The sequence below is a fragment of the Bacillus sp. m3-13 genome, assembly GCF_000175075.1.
Taxonomy (GTDB): Bacteria; Bacillota; Bacilli; order Bacillales; family Bacillaceae_I; genus Sutcliffiella_A; species Sutcliffiella_A horikoshii_C.
The window spans coordinates 1-16,347 of record NZ_ACPC01000045.1 but is presented as its reverse complement, the minus strand read 5'-3'; the positions used below and the strand labels follow the sequence as shown (position 1 = coordinate 16,347).

General features: G+C 40.2%; 17 protein-coding genes. 6 read left to right on the top strand and 11 right to left on the bottom strand.

What is annotated here, in order from left to right:
* The first annotated feature begins 35 nt into the window (after positions 1-35).
* Complete coding sequence (locus M313_RS0118065; protein WP_010198506.1) at positions 36-779, top strand: amino acid ABC transporter ATP-binding protein; 744 nt, start codon at positions 36-38, stop codon at positions 777-779.
* A gap of 41 nt (positions 780-820) precedes the next feature.
* Here the strand turns inward: M313_RS0118065 and M313_RS0118060 are convergent, their stop codons facing one another.
* The 3 genes from M313_RS0118060 to M313_RS0118050 form a co-directional block, all read right to left on the bottom strand.
* Complete coding sequence (locus M313_RS0118060; RefSeq protein ID WP_029326587.1) at positions 821-1,900, bottom strand: FAD-dependent oxidoreductase; 1,080 nt, start codon at positions 1,898-1,900, stop codon at positions 821-823.
* Between the two features lie 61 nt (positions 1,901-1,961).
* Positions 1,962-2,363, bottom strand: coding sequence for a DUF805 domain-containing protein (locus tag M313_RS24000; protein ID WP_010198504.1), 402 nt, complete (start codon positions 2,361-2,363; stop codon positions 1,962-1,964).
* A 196-nt stretch (positions 2,364-2,559) separates the two neighbouring features.
* Complete coding sequence (locus tag M313_RS0118050) at positions 2,560-2,760, bottom strand: alpha/beta-type small acid-soluble spore protein (RefSeq protein WP_010198503.1); 201 nt, start codon at positions 2,758-2,760, stop codon at positions 2,560-2,562.
* Positions 2,761-3,020: 260 nt separating this feature from the next.
* On the opposite strand from M313_RS0118050, the gene M313_RS0118045 reads away from it, so the two are divergent.
* Complete coding sequence (locus tag M313_RS0118045) at positions 3,021-3,263, top strand: hypothetical protein (protein WP_010198502.1); 243 nt, start codon at positions 3,021-3,023, stop codon at positions 3,261-3,263.
* 39 nt (positions 3,264-3,302) lie between these two features.
* On the opposite strand, the gene M313_RS0118040 is transcribed toward M313_RS0118045, so the two are convergent.
* The 8 genes from M313_RS0118040 to M313_RS0118000 all read right to left on the bottom strand — a co-directional run bounded on the left by M313_RS0118040 (position 3,303) and on the right by M313_RS0118000 (position 11,406).
* Positions 3,303-4,406, bottom strand: a complete 1,104-nt coding sequence (locus M313_RS0118040) for an ABC transporter ATP-binding protein (RefSeq protein ID WP_010198501.1) — start codon at positions 4,404-4,406, stop codon at positions 3,303-3,305.
* Positions 4,407-4,908: 502 nt separating this feature from the next.
* Complete coding sequence (locus M313_RS0118030; protein ID WP_010198497.1) at positions 4,909-5,805, bottom strand: PucR family transcriptional regulator; 897 nt, start codon at positions 5,803-5,805, stop codon at positions 4,909-4,911.
* A 97-nt stretch (positions 5,806-5,902) separates the two neighbouring features.
* On the bottom strand, positions 5,903-6,088 hold the full coding sequence (locus tag M313_RS0118025; protein WP_010198496.1) for a hypothetical protein: 186 nt from the start codon (positions 6,086-6,088) through the stop codon (positions 5,903-5,905).
* A 51-nt stretch (positions 6,089-6,139) separates the two neighbouring features.
* Complete coding sequence (locus tag M313_RS0118020; RefSeq protein ID WP_010198495.1) at positions 6,140-6,352, bottom strand: YheE family protein; 213 nt, start codon at positions 6,350-6,352, stop codon at positions 6,140-6,142.
* 48 nt (positions 6,353-6,400) lie between these two features.
* Positions 6,401-7,594: a YheC/YheD family protein gene (locus M313_RS0118015; protein WP_010198493.1), complete on the bottom strand. Its 1,194-nt coding sequence runs from the start codon at positions 7,592-7,594 to the stop codon at positions 6,401-6,403.
* Entirely contained in the window at positions 7,591-8,949 is a 1,359-nt protein-coding gene (locus tag M313_RS0118010) for a YheC/YheD family endospore coat-associated protein (RefSeq protein WP_010198489.1), read from the bottom strand. The genes M313_RS0118015 and M313_RS0118010 overlap by 4 nt, the downstream gene beginning before the upstream one ends.
* A 20-nt stretch (positions 8,950-8,969) precedes the next feature.
* The gene (locus tag M313_RS0118005; RefSeq protein ID WP_010198486.1) at positions 8,970-10,028 is read right to left on the bottom strand and encodes a YheC/YheD family endospore coat-associated protein; all 1,059 of its coding nucleotides are present in this window, start codon (positions 10,026-10,028) and stop codon (positions 8,970-8,972) included.
* 1 nt (position 10,029) lies between these two features.
* Positions 10,030-11,406 (bottom strand): YheC/YheD family endospore coat-associated protein, encoded by a 1,377-nt coding sequence (locus M313_RS0118000; RefSeq protein WP_010198484.1) that lies wholly within the window; start codon positions 11,404-11,406, stop codon positions 10,030-10,032.
* A 117-nt stretch (positions 11,407-11,523) separates the two neighbouring features.
* On the opposite strand from M313_RS0118000, the gene M313_RS0117995 reads away from it, so the two are divergent.
* From M313_RS0117995 to M313_RS0117980, 4 genes are all read left to right on the top strand, one after another.
* Positions 11,524-12,657, top strand: coding sequence for a DUF445 domain-containing protein (locus M313_RS0117995; RefSeq protein ID WP_010198481.1), 1,134 nt, complete (start codon positions 11,524-11,526; stop codon positions 12,655-12,657).
* A 251-nt stretch (positions 12,658-12,908) separates the two neighbouring features.
* Positions 12,909-13,268 carry a YlbF/YmcA family competence regulator gene (locus M313_RS0117990; protein ID WP_029326584.1) on the top strand — a complete coding sequence of 120 codons (360 nt, stop codon included), beginning with the start codon at positions 12,909-12,911 and terminating at the stop codon, positions 13,266-13,268.
* A 163-nt stretch (positions 13,269-13,431) separates the two neighbouring features.
* Positions 13,432-14,292 (top strand): Cof-type HAD-IIB family hydrolase, encoded by an 861-nt coding sequence (locus tag M313_RS0117985; protein ID WP_010198469.1) that lies wholly within the window; start codon positions 13,432-13,434, stop codon positions 14,290-14,292.
* 166 nt (positions 14,293-14,458) lie between these two features.
* On the top strand, positions 14,459-15,946 hold the full coding sequence (locus M313_RS0117980; RefSeq protein ID WP_010198465.1) for a coproporphyrinogen III oxidase: 1,488 nt from the start codon (positions 14,459-14,461) through the stop codon (positions 15,944-15,946).
* The last annotated feature ends 401 nt before the right edge of the window (positions 15,947-16,347 follow it).

Below are 16,347 nucleotides of genomic sequence, written 5' to 3'. Positions count from 1 at the left end.
TTTAGAAAACAGCCATTTATAAAGGAGCTCAAGATATGATATCAGTACAGAGCTTATACAAGCAATTCGGAGAGTTAGAAGTATTAAAAGGCATCGATTTAAACGTGGAGCAAGGCAAGGTGGTAGTGGTAATCGGGCCATCTGGATCTGGTAAAACCACCCTTCTGCGTTGCTTAAATATATTAGAAACTCCCACTTCTGGTAAGGTGGAGATCGATCAGCAAGCCCTTGATTTTTCCGGAAAGGTATCTTCCAACAAGATTGCCAGCTTTAGAAGACTAACTGGTATGGTATTTCAAAGTTATAATCTATTCCCTCATAAAACGGCCCTTCAGAATGTGATGGAAGGTCCAATCACAGTGAAAAAAGAGGCAAAGGCAAAGGTGGAAGAGAGAGCTAAAAGGTTGCTTGAAAAGGTAGGCCTTGGAGATAAACTGGACTTTTATCCTTTTCAGCTTTCAGGCGGTCAACAGCAGCGTGTCGGGATTGCCCGCGCACTTGCAATGGAGCCGAAAGTGATGCTGTTTGATGAACCTACTTCTGCACTAGATCCCGAACTTGTCGGAGAGGTGCTAAGAGTAATGAAGGAATTGGCACAGGAAGGAATGACGATGGTGGTCGTTACCCATGAAATGAAATTTGCCAAGGAAGTGGCAGATGAAGTGATTTTCATGGATGACGGAAAGATTGTCGAGAAGGGGAAACCTGCAGAAATATTTATAAATCCAAAGACAGATCGAACGAAGCAATTCCTTCGTATGATTGAAAGTGGAGTATGATTAAATAGAAAATCCCCGTTACTGTTAAAAGTTACGGGGATTTATTTTTGAAATTTCTTCATATAGTCTGTATCAATCTTATTCTTAAGCTTCCATGCTAGCTTGCTGTGAACTGTAAAGCTTCCGTATTGCAGTAAGGCTTCATTATTACCTGTGGATAGTAACGATAAAAAATGACGCTGGGGAGAGAATGTAGAACACACTTCTCCATTCAGGTAGCTGGTGATGTTTTTCCAAAGCAAATTCGCTTGTCTCACTGCATATACCCCGTTTTTAGGAAGGTCAGGAAACGATTCAAGAGTTATACAATCACCTGCTCCGAAAATAAACGGCAGCCCTTTGGCTTGAAGGGTATTCTCAACCAAGAGAAAGCCATTCTGATCACAAGGAAGAGAACCTCTCTTAAAGATGTCAGGTGAACTTGGGCCAGTCAACCACAGAACTAGAGAATGAGGGAGACTTCTTCCTTTTTGTGTTGTTACATGACTCTCATTCATTTCCTCTACACTATCATCCTCGATTATTGATAGTCCTTTGTGCACAGCAATTTCTCTAATCAATATGGAGGCTTTGCTAGAAGAAGAGGGCAACAGCTTCGAGGAAGTAATCAGTTTGACATTAGTGGGATAGCCGTTTTTCTTCCTCCAAGCCGTAATTGCTAAGGCAATTTCTACCCCTGAAGCACCGCCCCCGACAACTACTGGGAATTTAACAGCGCGGTATTCCTTCATCCTATCTGCAAAAAGATAATTTGGTTTAATTTGTATCAGGTAATCTTTAAAAGAGGATGGACCCTTTATAAATGAGCCTGTATCAAATGAGACTACACTGAAAGGAATGCTGGTCCCAGCCTTTGTCATGAGTGTTTTATCACAAACAGAAACCTCTGTCACTTTATCTTCAATAAAAGTTATCCCTGCTTTTTCAGACATGTCTTTTAAATCAATTCTTATTTCTTCTATAGAGTACAAGCCTTCCGTATACCCTGAAAACATTCCTGAGTAGTATTGATACCGGTCAGGAGAGATTAAATAAATGTTTTGATTGGGAAGAGGCTTCTTCCGTATATCTAATAAACACTTCAAGTGAGCGTGGCCTCCACCAACTAATACAACGTTCAATAACTTCGCCGCCTTTATGGTTTTGGCTAAAGTGTAATATATTATTCGGGCAAATACTAATTTAATGAGTCAGGGCTTCTCCTTTAGGAGAGGAATCATATTTTCTGGGATTGGGTCCGTATTTGTTATCGTGCTCACTTTCAATGCATGCGAATACGAAAAGAATTATCCCTCCTACAATCGGTATTAATATGATTAAATACCACCATCCGCTTTTACCAATATCATGAAGTCTTCTTACATTTATGGAAATAACGGGTATGATTGTCCCGAGGATAAAAATTAGATAAAAGAGACCAAAGATACCAACGATTATTTCGGAATCTTGAAAAAAGTAAGCTATAAACATAGGTATTACCCAAAAAATGACGGAATGTACAAGCGTGAAAATCCAATACTCCTTCCTCCCAGCCCTCCCACTAAAATTAAAATAATTTCTAAACCCCTCTAAATACCAGTGCATCTTTTTTCCTCCTATTCACAAATTAATTTAAAAGCTATAGGATTTAATACCCCAACCACTAAAATTAAATACCATATTTTGAAAATATGTTAATATATAGGAATCGTATTTTGTAATAACAAAAGAAAGGCACCCCAAAATTGAGGTGCCTCAAGCCATACATATAAAATTATGTTGCTACATAAAAACTAAAAACTTATCTTCCGCCTAGGGATTGCTCAGCCATTTGAACTAGACGCTTAGTGATTTCTCCACCAACAGATCCGTTAGCGCGAGCAGTTGTGTCTGCACCAAGATTTACACCAAATTCAGTTGCGATTTCGTACTTCATTTGGTCGATAGCTGCTTGAGCTCCAGGTGCTACTAATTGATTTGACGAATTGTTTCTGCTTGCCATGATGTGATTCATCTCCTCGTACTATAGTTTTGGCTGGACCAACTGGGATTGCACCAGTAAGTGCAGAGGTCTCTGCTGCCGTCTAGGCTTGGTCCATTGGGTGATAAGTTGTTACTTGTATTATAGGAATTTCCTAAAATCTTTATCCATTTATTTTTAGGTAATTTATGGATATTTTCTATTTCGGTATTACGCATATTTGAGGGTAAGATGTAAAAATTAATGGAAAGTAGAAGAAGTAAGGAACTGGAGGAGCATTAATGGAGATATGTCCGCTATGTAATGGGTTGGAAGATTATCATGGAACTTGCGTATCCTGCGCTAGCATGCTTATTGATACAGGGAAGGTGACGGACTATTTAGATGATTATAGTGCATATATGGAAATAAACCTTTTGAAGATGGTGGATGGGGACTTAAACAGTGTAGAAAATCACGTTTGCTTGCATTTGTTCAATTGTCCAGTTTGTCAAAAAGAGCAGATCATTCCTATTCAAGAATAAAAAAACAGGCCGCTTAGGACCTGTTTTTCATAAAATATATTATTTAGAACGAATACGAGATTCTGTTTCAAGGTCAAAGAAGTGGCATTTGTTCATATCCAATGCAAGTTGAAGCGATTGTTGAGGCTTCACGTCTGTACGAGAATCAACACGTGCTACGAAATCTTGGCCGTGAATTTGAGAGTAAAGCATGGATTCTGCACCAAGAAGCTCAGATACTTCGATAACTGCTGTGATCGTGCTTCCAACAGAGGACTCGATAAATACAGGCTCATCATGGATATCTTCTGGACGGATCCCAAGAATTACTTCTTTTCCAACATAGCCTTGATCGCGAAGTACTTTCATTTTTCCTTCTGGTACCGTAATTTTTTGATCACCAATAATGAAATTGCCATCTTCTAATTTTCCATTGAAGAAGTTCATCGCTGGAGATCCAATGAATCCGCCTACGAATACATTTTCAGGGTTTTCATAAACTTCTTTTGGAGAACCAAGTTGCTGGATGATTCCATCTTTCATAACAACAAGACGAGTTGCCATTGTCATCGCTTCTGTTTGGTCATGCGTTACATAGATAGTAGTTGTTTGTAGACGTTGGTGAAGCTTGGAAATTTCCGCACGCATCGCTACACGAAGCTTTGCATCAAGGTTGGATAAAGGCTCATCCATTAAGAAGACTTTTGCATCACGAACAATTGCACGACCTAGTGCTACACGTTGACGCTGACCACCGGATAATGCCTTTGGTTTACGATCAAGGTATTGCTCCAAGCCAAGGATTGCTGCAGCTTCTTTTACACGGCGGTCAATCTCTTCTTTAGGAAACTTACGTAATTTTAATCCGAATGCCATGTTGTCATAGACATTCATGTGCGGATATAGTGCATAGTTTTGGAAAACCATTGCGATGTCGCGGTCTTTTGGTGCAACGTCGTTCATTCTTTTACCATCAATCTCAAAATCACCTTTGGATATTTCCTCAAGTCCTGCAATCATACGAAGAGTAGTTGATTTACCGCAACCCGACGGACCTACGAATACGATAAACTCTTTATCTTTAATGTGTAAATTGAAATCTTTAACAGCTGTTACGTCGCCTTCATAAACTTTATAGATGTGATCTAATTTTAACTCTGCCATTTGTGTTTCCCCCTATGAAATCGTTTTCTTAATCTGTTATTAGTTTACCGAAAACGCATACATTTCGTAAATGTACAAGTTGCACAAAAAAAAGCAACGTCTTTGTGCAACGTTACTTAGTTTCATGAAAACGGTTGATTTCCGTTCCAGGCGCTTCGCTTGCCTGCGGGCGGTTCGTGAGCTCCTCACTCCGTTGGTGGCAATTGAGAAATTCTTGGATTTTAACGGTTGTATAGACGCCGCTGTTGATTTCCGCAAATGGCTTCGCTTTCCTAGGGGCGCTGCTGGAGCCTCCTCGGCAAGCCTGCGGGGTCTCCACCTAGCACTATCTCCCTCAGGAGTCTTCGCCTTTTGCTCCAATCACCAGCTAGGGATTTACGAAAACTTTATGTTGTCAGAATTTTAGTTGCCCCTACAGTTGCGGGGTCTCACCTGTCCCTTCCTCCCGCGGGTGTCTGCGCGTCTTCCACTACAATCAACTCGGGTTTTGCATTACATCGTGTTACTTTTCGATGATGATTATTGCTAGGTAGACTGCCATGGCACCTTGGAAGTTTTTTATGTCTATGCCTGTCCGTTCAATGAATTTATCAATTCGGTATTGAAGGCTGTTACGGTGCATGAAGAGTTTTTTGGCTGTTAGGGATACATTCATATTATTTTCTATATACACTTTTACGCTTTGCAGTAGTTCTTTTTCATCTTCCGGTATCGTGCCAAACATTTTCTTAATATATGAGATGTGTTCGGCATCTATGTTTTCGATCAGCATGTAAGGGAGGGCATGTTGGAAGGTATGGATATTTGCCTGCCTCCTTGTTTGTAACGATCGCTCAAAGCATGTTTGCTCCCAGTGAAATAAGTCTGTTAAATTTTCCTCTAAATGAGTGTATGTTCCGATATACAATTTTACATTTGTATAAAAGTCGGAGGCGGTGATGTCGATGATGTCATGAAGAGGGATAGTTTCTTCCGTTTTCACTTCGGACAAAAAGTCTACAATTACGCCGGAAGTGAAGTTTTTCCATACAATCTCCAAATCATTATCAAAAAACGCAATAAGAGCTTCTTTCCATTCCTCTTTGTTCAACAATGGTTCCGAAAATTCAAAGTGGATAAAGCGGAAAGGCCTTGGTTGCGTGTAGGGACTCTTTTGAGAAGCTTGGCCAAATAATAATTCATGCCACCACTGTTCCTTTTCACTCATGGATAGTTGATGTTCTTCTACCTTTTGTAAAAAAGTTTCTAATAGCAATATATCTTTTGTAGTCAACGCTTCTTTTTCTATTCCATAATAATCATTGTCTGAAGAAGTGAACCAAAGATAACGTGAAAAACTATGTGGGGCAGATGTCTGGATGAGAGCATCCTTATATATTTTTTTTAATTGGTTGTACATGCTTAATCCCTTTCCTTTTGAGCTATTCTTTCTATTATATCGAAGAGAACGCAGTATACAAAGGAATTAAAAAAACTCCTCCTTAAAGGGAAGAGTTTTATTGGTTTTCTGTTGGAGGTTCTTCTTTGACCAAATCTCGTGCTTCTTCTATGTTCGTGTAGCGGTCTCTTTCAAAGACAGTTCCACCTGCAAGTCCTTCATTAATATATCTGTCTACATCCATGAAATATTCATCTCGACCTTCATTTTGTGGACCTTTATCCGTCTTTTTCTCGTCAGACATAAAAATTCCCTCCTTTTTAGTTAGTTTATCTAAAGGAGGGAAAATGATTCTTCAATCGTAAACGTGAAATAGCATGAGTTCATGAATCTGCGCTTCCACCGCTTGTTTTTCTTCTTCGGAAAAGGTCTGTGATTCTGGCCATTCTATGGAACCGTTTTTGTGATAGACAGCTTTAATGGCGTGCCCTTTGTAAAAAAAAGAAAGATGCCAGCCAGGTAGTTGGTTGTTTTGATAGAAAGGTTTTAATTGAAAGTGTGAAATCATGCCTTTTCCTCCTCATGATGTAATGGCGACTTGTAATATTATTCGACATTATGTGGAGGATTCCTGCATGAGAAATCCAGATCGTTCATAGAAAACCTTGGTAATACTCTCGGTGGCCCGCTGTTTGATTTTTGCCTCATCAAAATCCATCGGCTTGGCATTTAATTCAAAAATGTAATGTTTACCTTCAGGAGTAATTCCAATGTCTGCCGAAAATTCCCCAATTTCATCGTAGAAAGAAGTGAGCTGTTTTCCACATTGGTTAATTAGCTGTTCTATTGTTTCATGGTCGGTTGTTACCGGAAGTTCTTCTGTTGCTACTATTACACCACCAGAAGGGACGTGGGTGGTTACCTGCTGTTTCTTAGCCATTCGAACGCCAACCCCAGTAATAGCAAAGCGATTGCCACTTGAGTGAGCCAATACTCTATAATCGAATTTCTTGCCTTTCATCGGTAAAGTGGTGATGGCTTCTTGGATGATATAAGAATTTAATGATCCTTCTTTTTCAAAGTAACTTGCCAGTTTACTAATTGACGGAAATAAAACGGTGGTAGTGGACGTTGATTTCATCAAAAATGTGTTTCCGTTTCGTATGATCAGGAAAACTCCTTTTCCTTTCTTGCTTTTTCTTTTTTTAATGTACACTTCAGGATATGTTGTTAAGTACTCGGTTAAGGCTTCTTCAGATAGAAGGTCCGTTTTTGGGAGATGGTGTTTCAATAACTCATTATCTCTCAGTTGTAAATATAACTCCCATTTATCAAAAAAATGAGGATTGAAAACGGGAATGTGATAAAGAGAGGTCAGTTTTTCTGTTTGCTCTAAGAAAAGTTTTTCGTCCTCATATCGTGACAAGCGATTATACAAAAGATCTGGAAGTGGAGTTTGTATTTTTACCCATTGGTCATGCGTTGGCAGATAACAAAACCCATCCATTCCATCCTCTGTAAGTTGCTGTGGAGTAACTACTATTGATAAACCACCAGATTGTTGGAGGTTTCGTTGTATTCTTTTAAACAGACCGATATTCCCTACAAATCCGTCCTTTTTTGGACTGGCTAGGATACCGATGAGCGGACCTGCTTTCATGTCCTTTTGCAGAAAAGTGAAGCTAAGAAATTTGCTGGTATGCTCATTTTTATATGGGACAGAAAAATACTTTCCCATTGTCACTTTCTTCTCATTATCAAAACGCTGGTACCAAGACTGGGAGGCAATCTCATAAAAAAGTTCAATCATGAAAAAACACCTTCCGGATTTTTTATTGTATGTTCGGTCAAATACACCGCATATTCAATAGACAGCTTGCGTGTTAAAATATCTTCGTTTCTCAATTTTGGATGATAGAAGATGGAGCGGCCAGGTTTGGAATTTGCTTCAAACATCCAAAGCTTGTGCTCTTTATCAAGTCCAAAATCAAATCCAATTTCACCGATAAACCCCGGCATATGTGTATCAATGGCATTGCTTATTAAAAGGGAAGCTTGAGACAATTTATGGATGACTGCCTCTTGTTCGGTTTTATCTGAAAAAATTTCAGAAACCGTCTTGATTATCCCGCCGCTGTTGGCGTGGGTGGTAATGCTTCCTTTGCCACTAAGTTTCGCGGCCATCGCACTTACAACCCAATTTCCTTGCTCGTCTTTATTTGTATGAACGCGAAAATCAACGAGGGAATCATCCACTTTGAGTAATGGAATGCCTTGTTGAATGAGATAACAGGACAAGTCCTTATTTTTCAAAACATGAGTCAATAAGGCTTCAAGGGAAGAGGAGCGCTGCAGTTTATTGACAAAGTCCTCATTTTTATAGCGTGCGTAATATGTTTCTTCTTCACGGTTATAAATTATTTTGTAAACGCCAAGGCCTAGACTGCCATTTGTAGGTTTCAAGTAAATGAAAGGATACTTAGATAATAGTTTTTCCATTTTCGCAATAGACACGTCATTATGCGTTTCTGGCAGGTAAGGGACGATATTTTCTTCAATCATCAGCTTTTGATGGATATCCCATTTATTAAAAAATCCTGGGTTGAACCATGGGATTGCATAATCTGTTTGCATCTTTTCTCTCGTTTGGGCAAGCAATCGATGTTTTTCTGTCCGCCTGTTTGGAAGGCGATCGTAAACGACATGTGGAAAAGGGAGAGTCTTTTTTTTCCAGCCATGTTCTGTAAACATGAAGCCTTCCATTGTACCCTCTTCCCAATCAATGTGATTGGCACCGAAAAGAAACATATAGGCACCGACTTTTCTTTCGGTTGAAAGCAGTTTGGAGAAAAACAAAGAGCGTTCTCCTATAGGCCGAATCATGGAACTGGTAAAGCCTGCTGTGAAAATACCAATCAGTGGGCCAAGGTGAAGAGTGCCTTCATGGACGAATACATGGATGTTTCCTTCATAAGGAAGGAGCAACTTTTTAAATAATGATTCGGAAAGATAAAGAGAATGCCCGCCATGTAAAATTCCATGGCAGGAATACTGGTGTGTTCCAAAAGCTATCGATTCTATGTGGACGTCGCTGATCTGTTCTGGAACAAGAATTTGGTGTTCTTTTAAGTCATCTCTGCATTTAACAGGTATGAGTGCTTTCATCATCATCAACTCCCGTTTGCTCACCTTTTGATAGACGACAAGTACATGCAGTACTTGCTCGGGGCTTCATAGATTTCTGCCTGTACAGAAGGAGAAGCCATTGTTACTATCTTATGACCGGGCTTTGAATTAATATCTAAAATCCATAAATTATAGTCAGGATCTATCCCAATGTCTATTCCTAATTCAAAAAGAGGGGAGATTGACTGGTCAATCGCAGAAGGAAGATGTTCCACGATGATCTGCAACTTTTTTTCTAATTCCTCTCTTTTTGCACGTTGCAAGCCCTGAGTAATGACAGAGAAAGGAAGCATCTCCCCGCCACCTGCAAGATTGGATGTAATATGGTTCTTTGGGCCTGTCCGGATACACCTTACTCTTTCTGTCCAGTACCCATCCTCGTTTTTTTGTAAAAATATCCTTAAATCAAATGGAACATCCTTTTTATTTTGCAAAGGTAAAAACGGTTGGAAAATATATTCTGAAATCTTCATACGGCTATGTAGCCACTTTTTTAGGTGATGGTCTGTCTTAAATATATAGAGTGATTCTCCTGGCTGAACCACTTCTTTTACGATATATTGACTTTCGATTCGTTCGACCTTTATTAATCCCCTTCCTTGGGAGCCGTTGATGGGCTTGATAAGCCAACTGTTTTTTAGACGGAAGTGAGATAAGAAAAATGTGACGCTGGTTAGTTTCTTTGTTAGTGGAAAGAAGGGTTGAATTTCCTGTATGGATGATAGTTTGTTATAGACATCCCATTTGTTTGGAAGTCCGTATCCGAGGAACTGTACATTTTCCTGCAACTTTAATGAGTCTGTTACTGTCTTAAAGAGTTGCGCTTTCTTCGTTCCGTAATAACAGCGGTCATAAATAAAGGAAGGAATGGGAAAGGTGGAATCCTTCCATTCCTTTTTGTCTGAAGTGTACATGAGGCCTGATACGTGAGATCTACTTTCTGTTAATTGAGTTGGTGAAATGATGCACATCATGACACCATTTTTCGCAGCATGTTCGGCTATTTTTGTAAGATAAGAAGTCGGTTGTGAAAATGAGAGGACACCTAGGGTGATCATATTATCTCTCCTTTAAGTGTTCGTGTATAAGATATAGACAGTAAATGATGACAGCTTTGGCAGAAGGGCGGATGCTTCTTGCGTTTGCTGGTTGATCTAAATTCTTAGAAGGTTTGGTATTTACCTCAATGATCCAAGGATGACCATCGGTATCAATAGCAAGGTCAATGCCCAATTCACCGAAAACCCCTTCTGAGGCACTAGCGATTTCGTTTGCCACTTCAAGTGCCAATTCTTTTAAAAGTTTACGGATTTGGGGTAGTTCCCTTGTGTCAAATTTCGTTCGAAGGACATGTGTGACAGAAAGCATTTCTCCCCCTTGGGCAAGATTTGAGACGAATGACCCGCTTTTGGATGCTCTTGCGGTAGAGGAGGTAACCTGCCAGCGATTGTTTTCAGCTCGATGACACAAATAGCGGAAATCAACCGGCCTCCCATCTAGGTGAAGAAGGTCTAACCCTTGCTGAAGAATATATTGTCTTTTTTTAATTTCAGGAGAAAGTCGCTTGTACAAATCGGTAATACTGCTGTATGGTTGTGATACTTGTTGTTGAAGGGAAGAGTAATCCAGTGTGTATCCTTCTTCCGTTTTAGAGACTTTAAATATTTGTTTTCCTTGACTGCCATTGATTGGTTTTAAAAAAAGAGTCGAGTGAGTTTCTAGCCATGACTCCAGTCGTTTGGCTGAAAATAGTGCTGTCTCAGGCAAATAAGGGGCCAAGTGGTCAGCGGAGGCAAGTTGCTCATGCACTGTCCATTTATTGAGAAAATGATTATTAAAGTAAGGAATCTCCCATTCTTGCAGTTGTACCGTTAATTCATGAAACATTTCACTCTTCTCGTTCGTACGTTTATGGAGACGGTTATGCACCACTTGAGGATAAGGAAGCAACGCTTTGTTCCAGTTACTGTTCTCTAAGTAGTATCCTTCAATATATTTTTCCTTCCAATGATTGTGAAGGGAGAAAACATAGAAGATAATACCGATATCCTCTGAATAGTTGGCGAGCTCCATGCAATACTCTTCAATGGATTTAAGGTCGATAGATTCTTCATCTTTCATTCCAATTTCAGTGAGGAGTGCGACTACAGGACCAATATGGAGTGTGTTGGATTCCCTGTTATACGTGATGAGGTATGTTCGTTCTTCTTCAAAAAGAAACAAGGACTTTTGGATACTGCGGTCCATCTTCAACACGTTTTCTACTATATTGATAGTTACGATATTACACGTCATTGTATTCCGGCTGCATTGAATGGTAAGTAAAGATATATGTTCTGGAAGCTTTAATTTTTTTGCTAAAGCTTCACTTATTTGTATAATTGGTACAGGTGTATTATTTTCAAAAGGTATTACCCTTGCTGCTAGAAAATTCATGTTTTTCCCTCATTTTTGTCTAAGGTTAGGCTGTTTAGGAGAAACAGGGGAATTTGCCCCACAATCTATAGTATTGAAATGGAGATAAATCGGTGATTAGAAAGAGGTTGACGATAGATGGATATCTTGTTTGTTATTGTGATGATGATGGCGATTGGCGCCTTGATTGGAGGGGTTACCAATTCCCTTGCCATTCGAATGCTTTTCAGACCATATAATCCTGTTTATATCTTTGGAAAACGAGTTCCTTTTACGCCTGGATTGATACCAAAAAGAAGATCGGAACTTGCAGACCAACTCGGAAAATTGGTGATGGAGCACCTTTTGACCGCAGAAAGTATGAAAAGAAGACTAATGAACAGTTCTTTTAAGGAAAAGTCAGAGCAATGGATTAAAGAAGAGGTGGACCGATACCTTGAAAAAGGAGTCAGTGTCCAAGAAGTACTAATGAAGTTTGGAATAGAGGACGCAGAAACACTCTTTCAAGAAAACTTACATCAAATTGTGGAGAGTAAATATGAAGAGGTTATGACACAATTGCGTTCGAAGCCAATTCGACAGGTAGTGCCGGCGCATTTGCTGCATTCTGTTGAGAGCAATATTCCTGCAGTTTCTGAATTCATCCTGAATAAAGCAATCCACCATTTTGAAAGTGTGGAAGGGAAACGGCAGTTGTCTAAAATGATCAACGACTTTATCGCAACCCGAGGGAAATTGGGAAGTGTTGTGCAAATGTTTATGGGCAACTATCCGTTGGTCGATAAAGTGCAGCCGGAAATCATTAAATTCCTCAAACATGATGGTACAAAAGATGTGTTAATAAATGTCCTGTACCGCGAATGGAATAAATTGAAGGAGATGGAGGTTCAAGACCTCGAAAATAAAATCTCCAGAGAAGCAATTCTTACCTCTCTTCATACAGTGGTAGAACGCACAGTGAACGTTCCGAAATGGATGAATAAAACGGTGAAGGAAGCAATAGAACCTATCTATCCATGGATGATGGACAAATTAATCCCTTCCGCATTCTCCACAGGCAGCGAGCTCTTGCTGGAGAAATTAGAAGAACTGCTTGTAAGATTAAAGCTCGAGGAAGTGGTGCGAGATCAGGTCGAATCCTTTTCCCTGCGAGAAGTGGAAGAAATGGTCCTCTCCGTCTCCCGTCGCGAACTAAAACTAATCACCTACCTAGGAGCCCTACTAGGCGGCCTTATCGGACTGCTACAAGGACTGCTGGTGCTGATTCTTTAAGAGAGAGTTTTCCCTGTAGATTGGAGTGTAAGGTATGAGACTCCTGCGGGGGATAACGGTAGCTTGAGACCCCACAGGCGAAGCCGAGGAGGCTCAAGCACCGTCCCGCGGAAAGCGAATACCTGAAACGGAAATCTACAGGAGGAAGTAAAACTTCTCTACCCTTATGGTTTGAATGACTGTGGCATGTTTGTTATACTGGTCACTAGCATGCCTGGAAGATGGGCAAAAAAGGAAGGAATGACATACAAATGGCAAACAACGTATACGATGTAGCGTACAACCTAGAAACAGCAGTAAAAGAAAGTGACGAGTTCAAAAACTTACAAACTTTATATAAAGAGGTATTCGCTGACGAAACAACAAAAAACATGTTCGAAAACTTCCGCAACATTCAACTTGAACTTCAACAAAAACAAATGAGTGGCCAAGAAATTACACAAGAAGAAGTAGAACAAGCTCAAAAAACTGTTGCAGTCGTTCAACAAAACGAATCAATCGCAAAACTTATGGAAGCAGAGCAACGCATGAGCATGATGGTAAGCGAACTAAACAAAATCATCATGAAACCACTAGAAGAATTATATAGCAACGTAGATTCCGCTAACTAATATTTGGTGGAAAGACGCTTGTCAGGAAAAACGCATCTGCATGAAGATGCGTTTTTTTTCTTTCTCATTTTTTCTCTACCTGATGCTCCCTATGTTCTAATTCCCTTAAATTCCTCATACTCATATCAATAAGTACAAACATCTTAGATAAGGAGGTCTCTCCATGATATACCGCCTGCTCGCCATCAATATAGATGGAACGCTATTGAAATCAAATGGAAGATTGGCAAAGGAAACGAAAGAAGCGATAGAGTATGTGAAAAACAAGGGAGTCTATGTGACATTAGTGACCGGCCGAAACTTCGCTTTTGCTAAGAAAGTGGCTAAATCATTGAAACTTGATACGTTTTTAGTGACGCACGGAGGGTCATTTATTGCCTCTAAACTGGAGCAACCTCTTCATGTGAAGCGGCTCTCAGAGGATAAGACATTCAATCTTGTGCAAGTGCTTGAAAATTATGATTGTACCGTTAGGATCTTGCACGAGAGATATTCCATTGGAAACAGACTTCGAGGTGCTAACAACTTGATGGCTAGGGCAGTACTTGGTTCTAGTGATCCATTAATTTACCCGATGCAATTTGTGGAGTCTTTAGGAGATACGTTAATTGACAATCCTATTGCACCACCGAAAATAGAGGTTTATTTTACAGAGCCAGAAGAGAGAGAACGAGTATTGAAAACCTTGAAATCCGCGTTTGAGGGGATTGAAATTCTTGTTCATGCTGACGGGAAAGTGGATATATTACCTGACGGTGGAACAAAGATGGATGGTTTGTTAACTCTTGGTGAAGTGTTGAAAATTCCACCGCAGGAAATGGTGGTCATTGGCGATACGATGGAAGACCTGCCTATCATTGAAGTGGCAGGACTGGGGGTAGCGATGGGGAATGCACCAAAAGAAGTGAAGCTTGCTGCGGACTGGATTACTCGAACCAATGATGAAAACGGAGTAGCCTATATGATTAAGGAACATTTCCGTAAACAACAACGCATTGCCTTTTTAAATAAAATGAAAATATAGTATAGTAGGGAAGAGACAGACTCTGTATGTGGAGTTTGTCTTTTTTATTTGTCATAGATACTTCTTTTCCAACGGTATTATCTTGATATGCATCGGCTACATCCGTTACACTAGTGGAAGTGAAAAATCTTGCTGAATAACAAGGCAAGTGTGAAAGGTGATTAACTTGAAGATTGCTATAAATGGTTTGCATGATGATAGATATCAGCGTCCGTTATCATTGATTGCGGATTTGTTTTTTGAAGAAACAGAAGTGGTGCTTGGAGAAGACCCATCTTCTGAATTAAAGATAACGTTTGAGGCGGAAGAGAAAGACACTACGTTTATTGTAAAAGGACAACTCGGCGAACTTACTTGTTCCCATGAGAAAGAATTAGGCGAGTCAGATGAAAAAGAAAGCTTTCGCCGTAAAAAACAAGCCGTTTCCTATGTTTATTTGACTTTATTGCAGGAGCATACGGGAATTATTCAGAAGTGGGGAATCCTAACAGGGATCCGTCCAACAAAACTTCTTCATTCTAAGCTTCAAAAGGGAGAGCCGCGAGAAAAAGTCCATCAACAGCTGCGAGAAGATTACTTGATTACAGATGAGAAGATAGACTTAATGCAGCAGATTGTAGATCGCCAGCTTGATGTTGTGCCAGATTTACATGACTTGGGCGAAGAAGTCAGCATTTATATCGGGATCCCATTCTGCCCGACTAAATGTGCGTATTGTACATTTCCTGCCTATGCGATTAATGGAAAACAAGGGAAAGTGGACTCCTTCCTTGGCGGTCTACATCATGAAATCGATGCTATCGGTGCCTGGTTGAAGGAAAAAGGAATAAAGATCACCACGGTCTATTACGGCGGTGGCACGCCTACAAGTATCACGGCAGAAGAGATGGACATGCTTTATGAGCAGATGTATGCTTCGTTCCCTGACATGGAAAAAGTTCGAGAAGTAACAGTGGAAGCCGGACGTCCAGATACGATTACACCGGAGAAGCTTGACGTGTTGAAAAAGTGGAATATTGACCGCATCAGTATCAACCCGCAGTCTTATACACAGGAAACATTGAAAGCCATCGGTCGCCATCATACTGTAGAGGAAACCATTGATAAATTCCACCTTGCGCGTGAGATGGGGATGAATAATATCAATATGGACCTGATCATCGGCTTGCCTGGTGAAGGAGTGGGAGAGTTCGCCCATACACTAGAAGAGACGGAAAAACTGATGCCGGAATCATTGACGGTTCATACATTGTCGTTTAAACGAGCTTCTGAAATGACGCAAAATAAGAATCGCTACAGGGTGGCAGATCGTTATGAGATTGGAAAGATGATGGATATGGCGACGGAGTGGACCACTAACCACAATTATGTACCGTATTATCTATATCGCCAGAAAAACATCCTTGGTAATCTGGAGAATGTCGGATATGCATTGCCAGGCCAGGACAGTATTTATAACATCATGATTATGGAAGAGAAACAGACGATTATTGGACTTGGATGTGGGGCATCAAGTAAGTTTGTTCACCCTGAAACAGGAAAGATCACGCGCTTTGCCAATCCGAAAGATCCTAAGTCCTATAATGATGGTTTTGAACATTATACGGATGAAAAGATTCGGATTTTGGAAGAACTGTTTTTATCTAGAAACTAACAGGAAGGTGGGGACTTAGGTCCTCACTTTTTTTATTTGATAGGAGAATCGGTTGATTTCCGTTCCAGGCGCTTCGCTTGCCTGCGGGCGGTCCGTGAGCCTCCTCACTTCGTTGGAGGCCACTGAAAAAGTTCTTAATTTTAGATATTGTTAAGACACCGCTTTTGATTTCCGCAAATGGCTTCGCTTTCCGCGGGGCGACCTTGAGCCTCCTCACTTCGTTGCGGGGTCTCAACAATGTCGCTTCTTCCCCCGCTGGAGTCTACGCCATTTGCTCCATTCAAAAGCTAAATATCGAATGTACAATTAGTACTTAATTAAGCAGAAGAATGTTTAAATTACAACTTTCTTCTGCTTTTTTGTTTTATAATATTTTATAAAAAGTTTTAGGTGGTATCCAA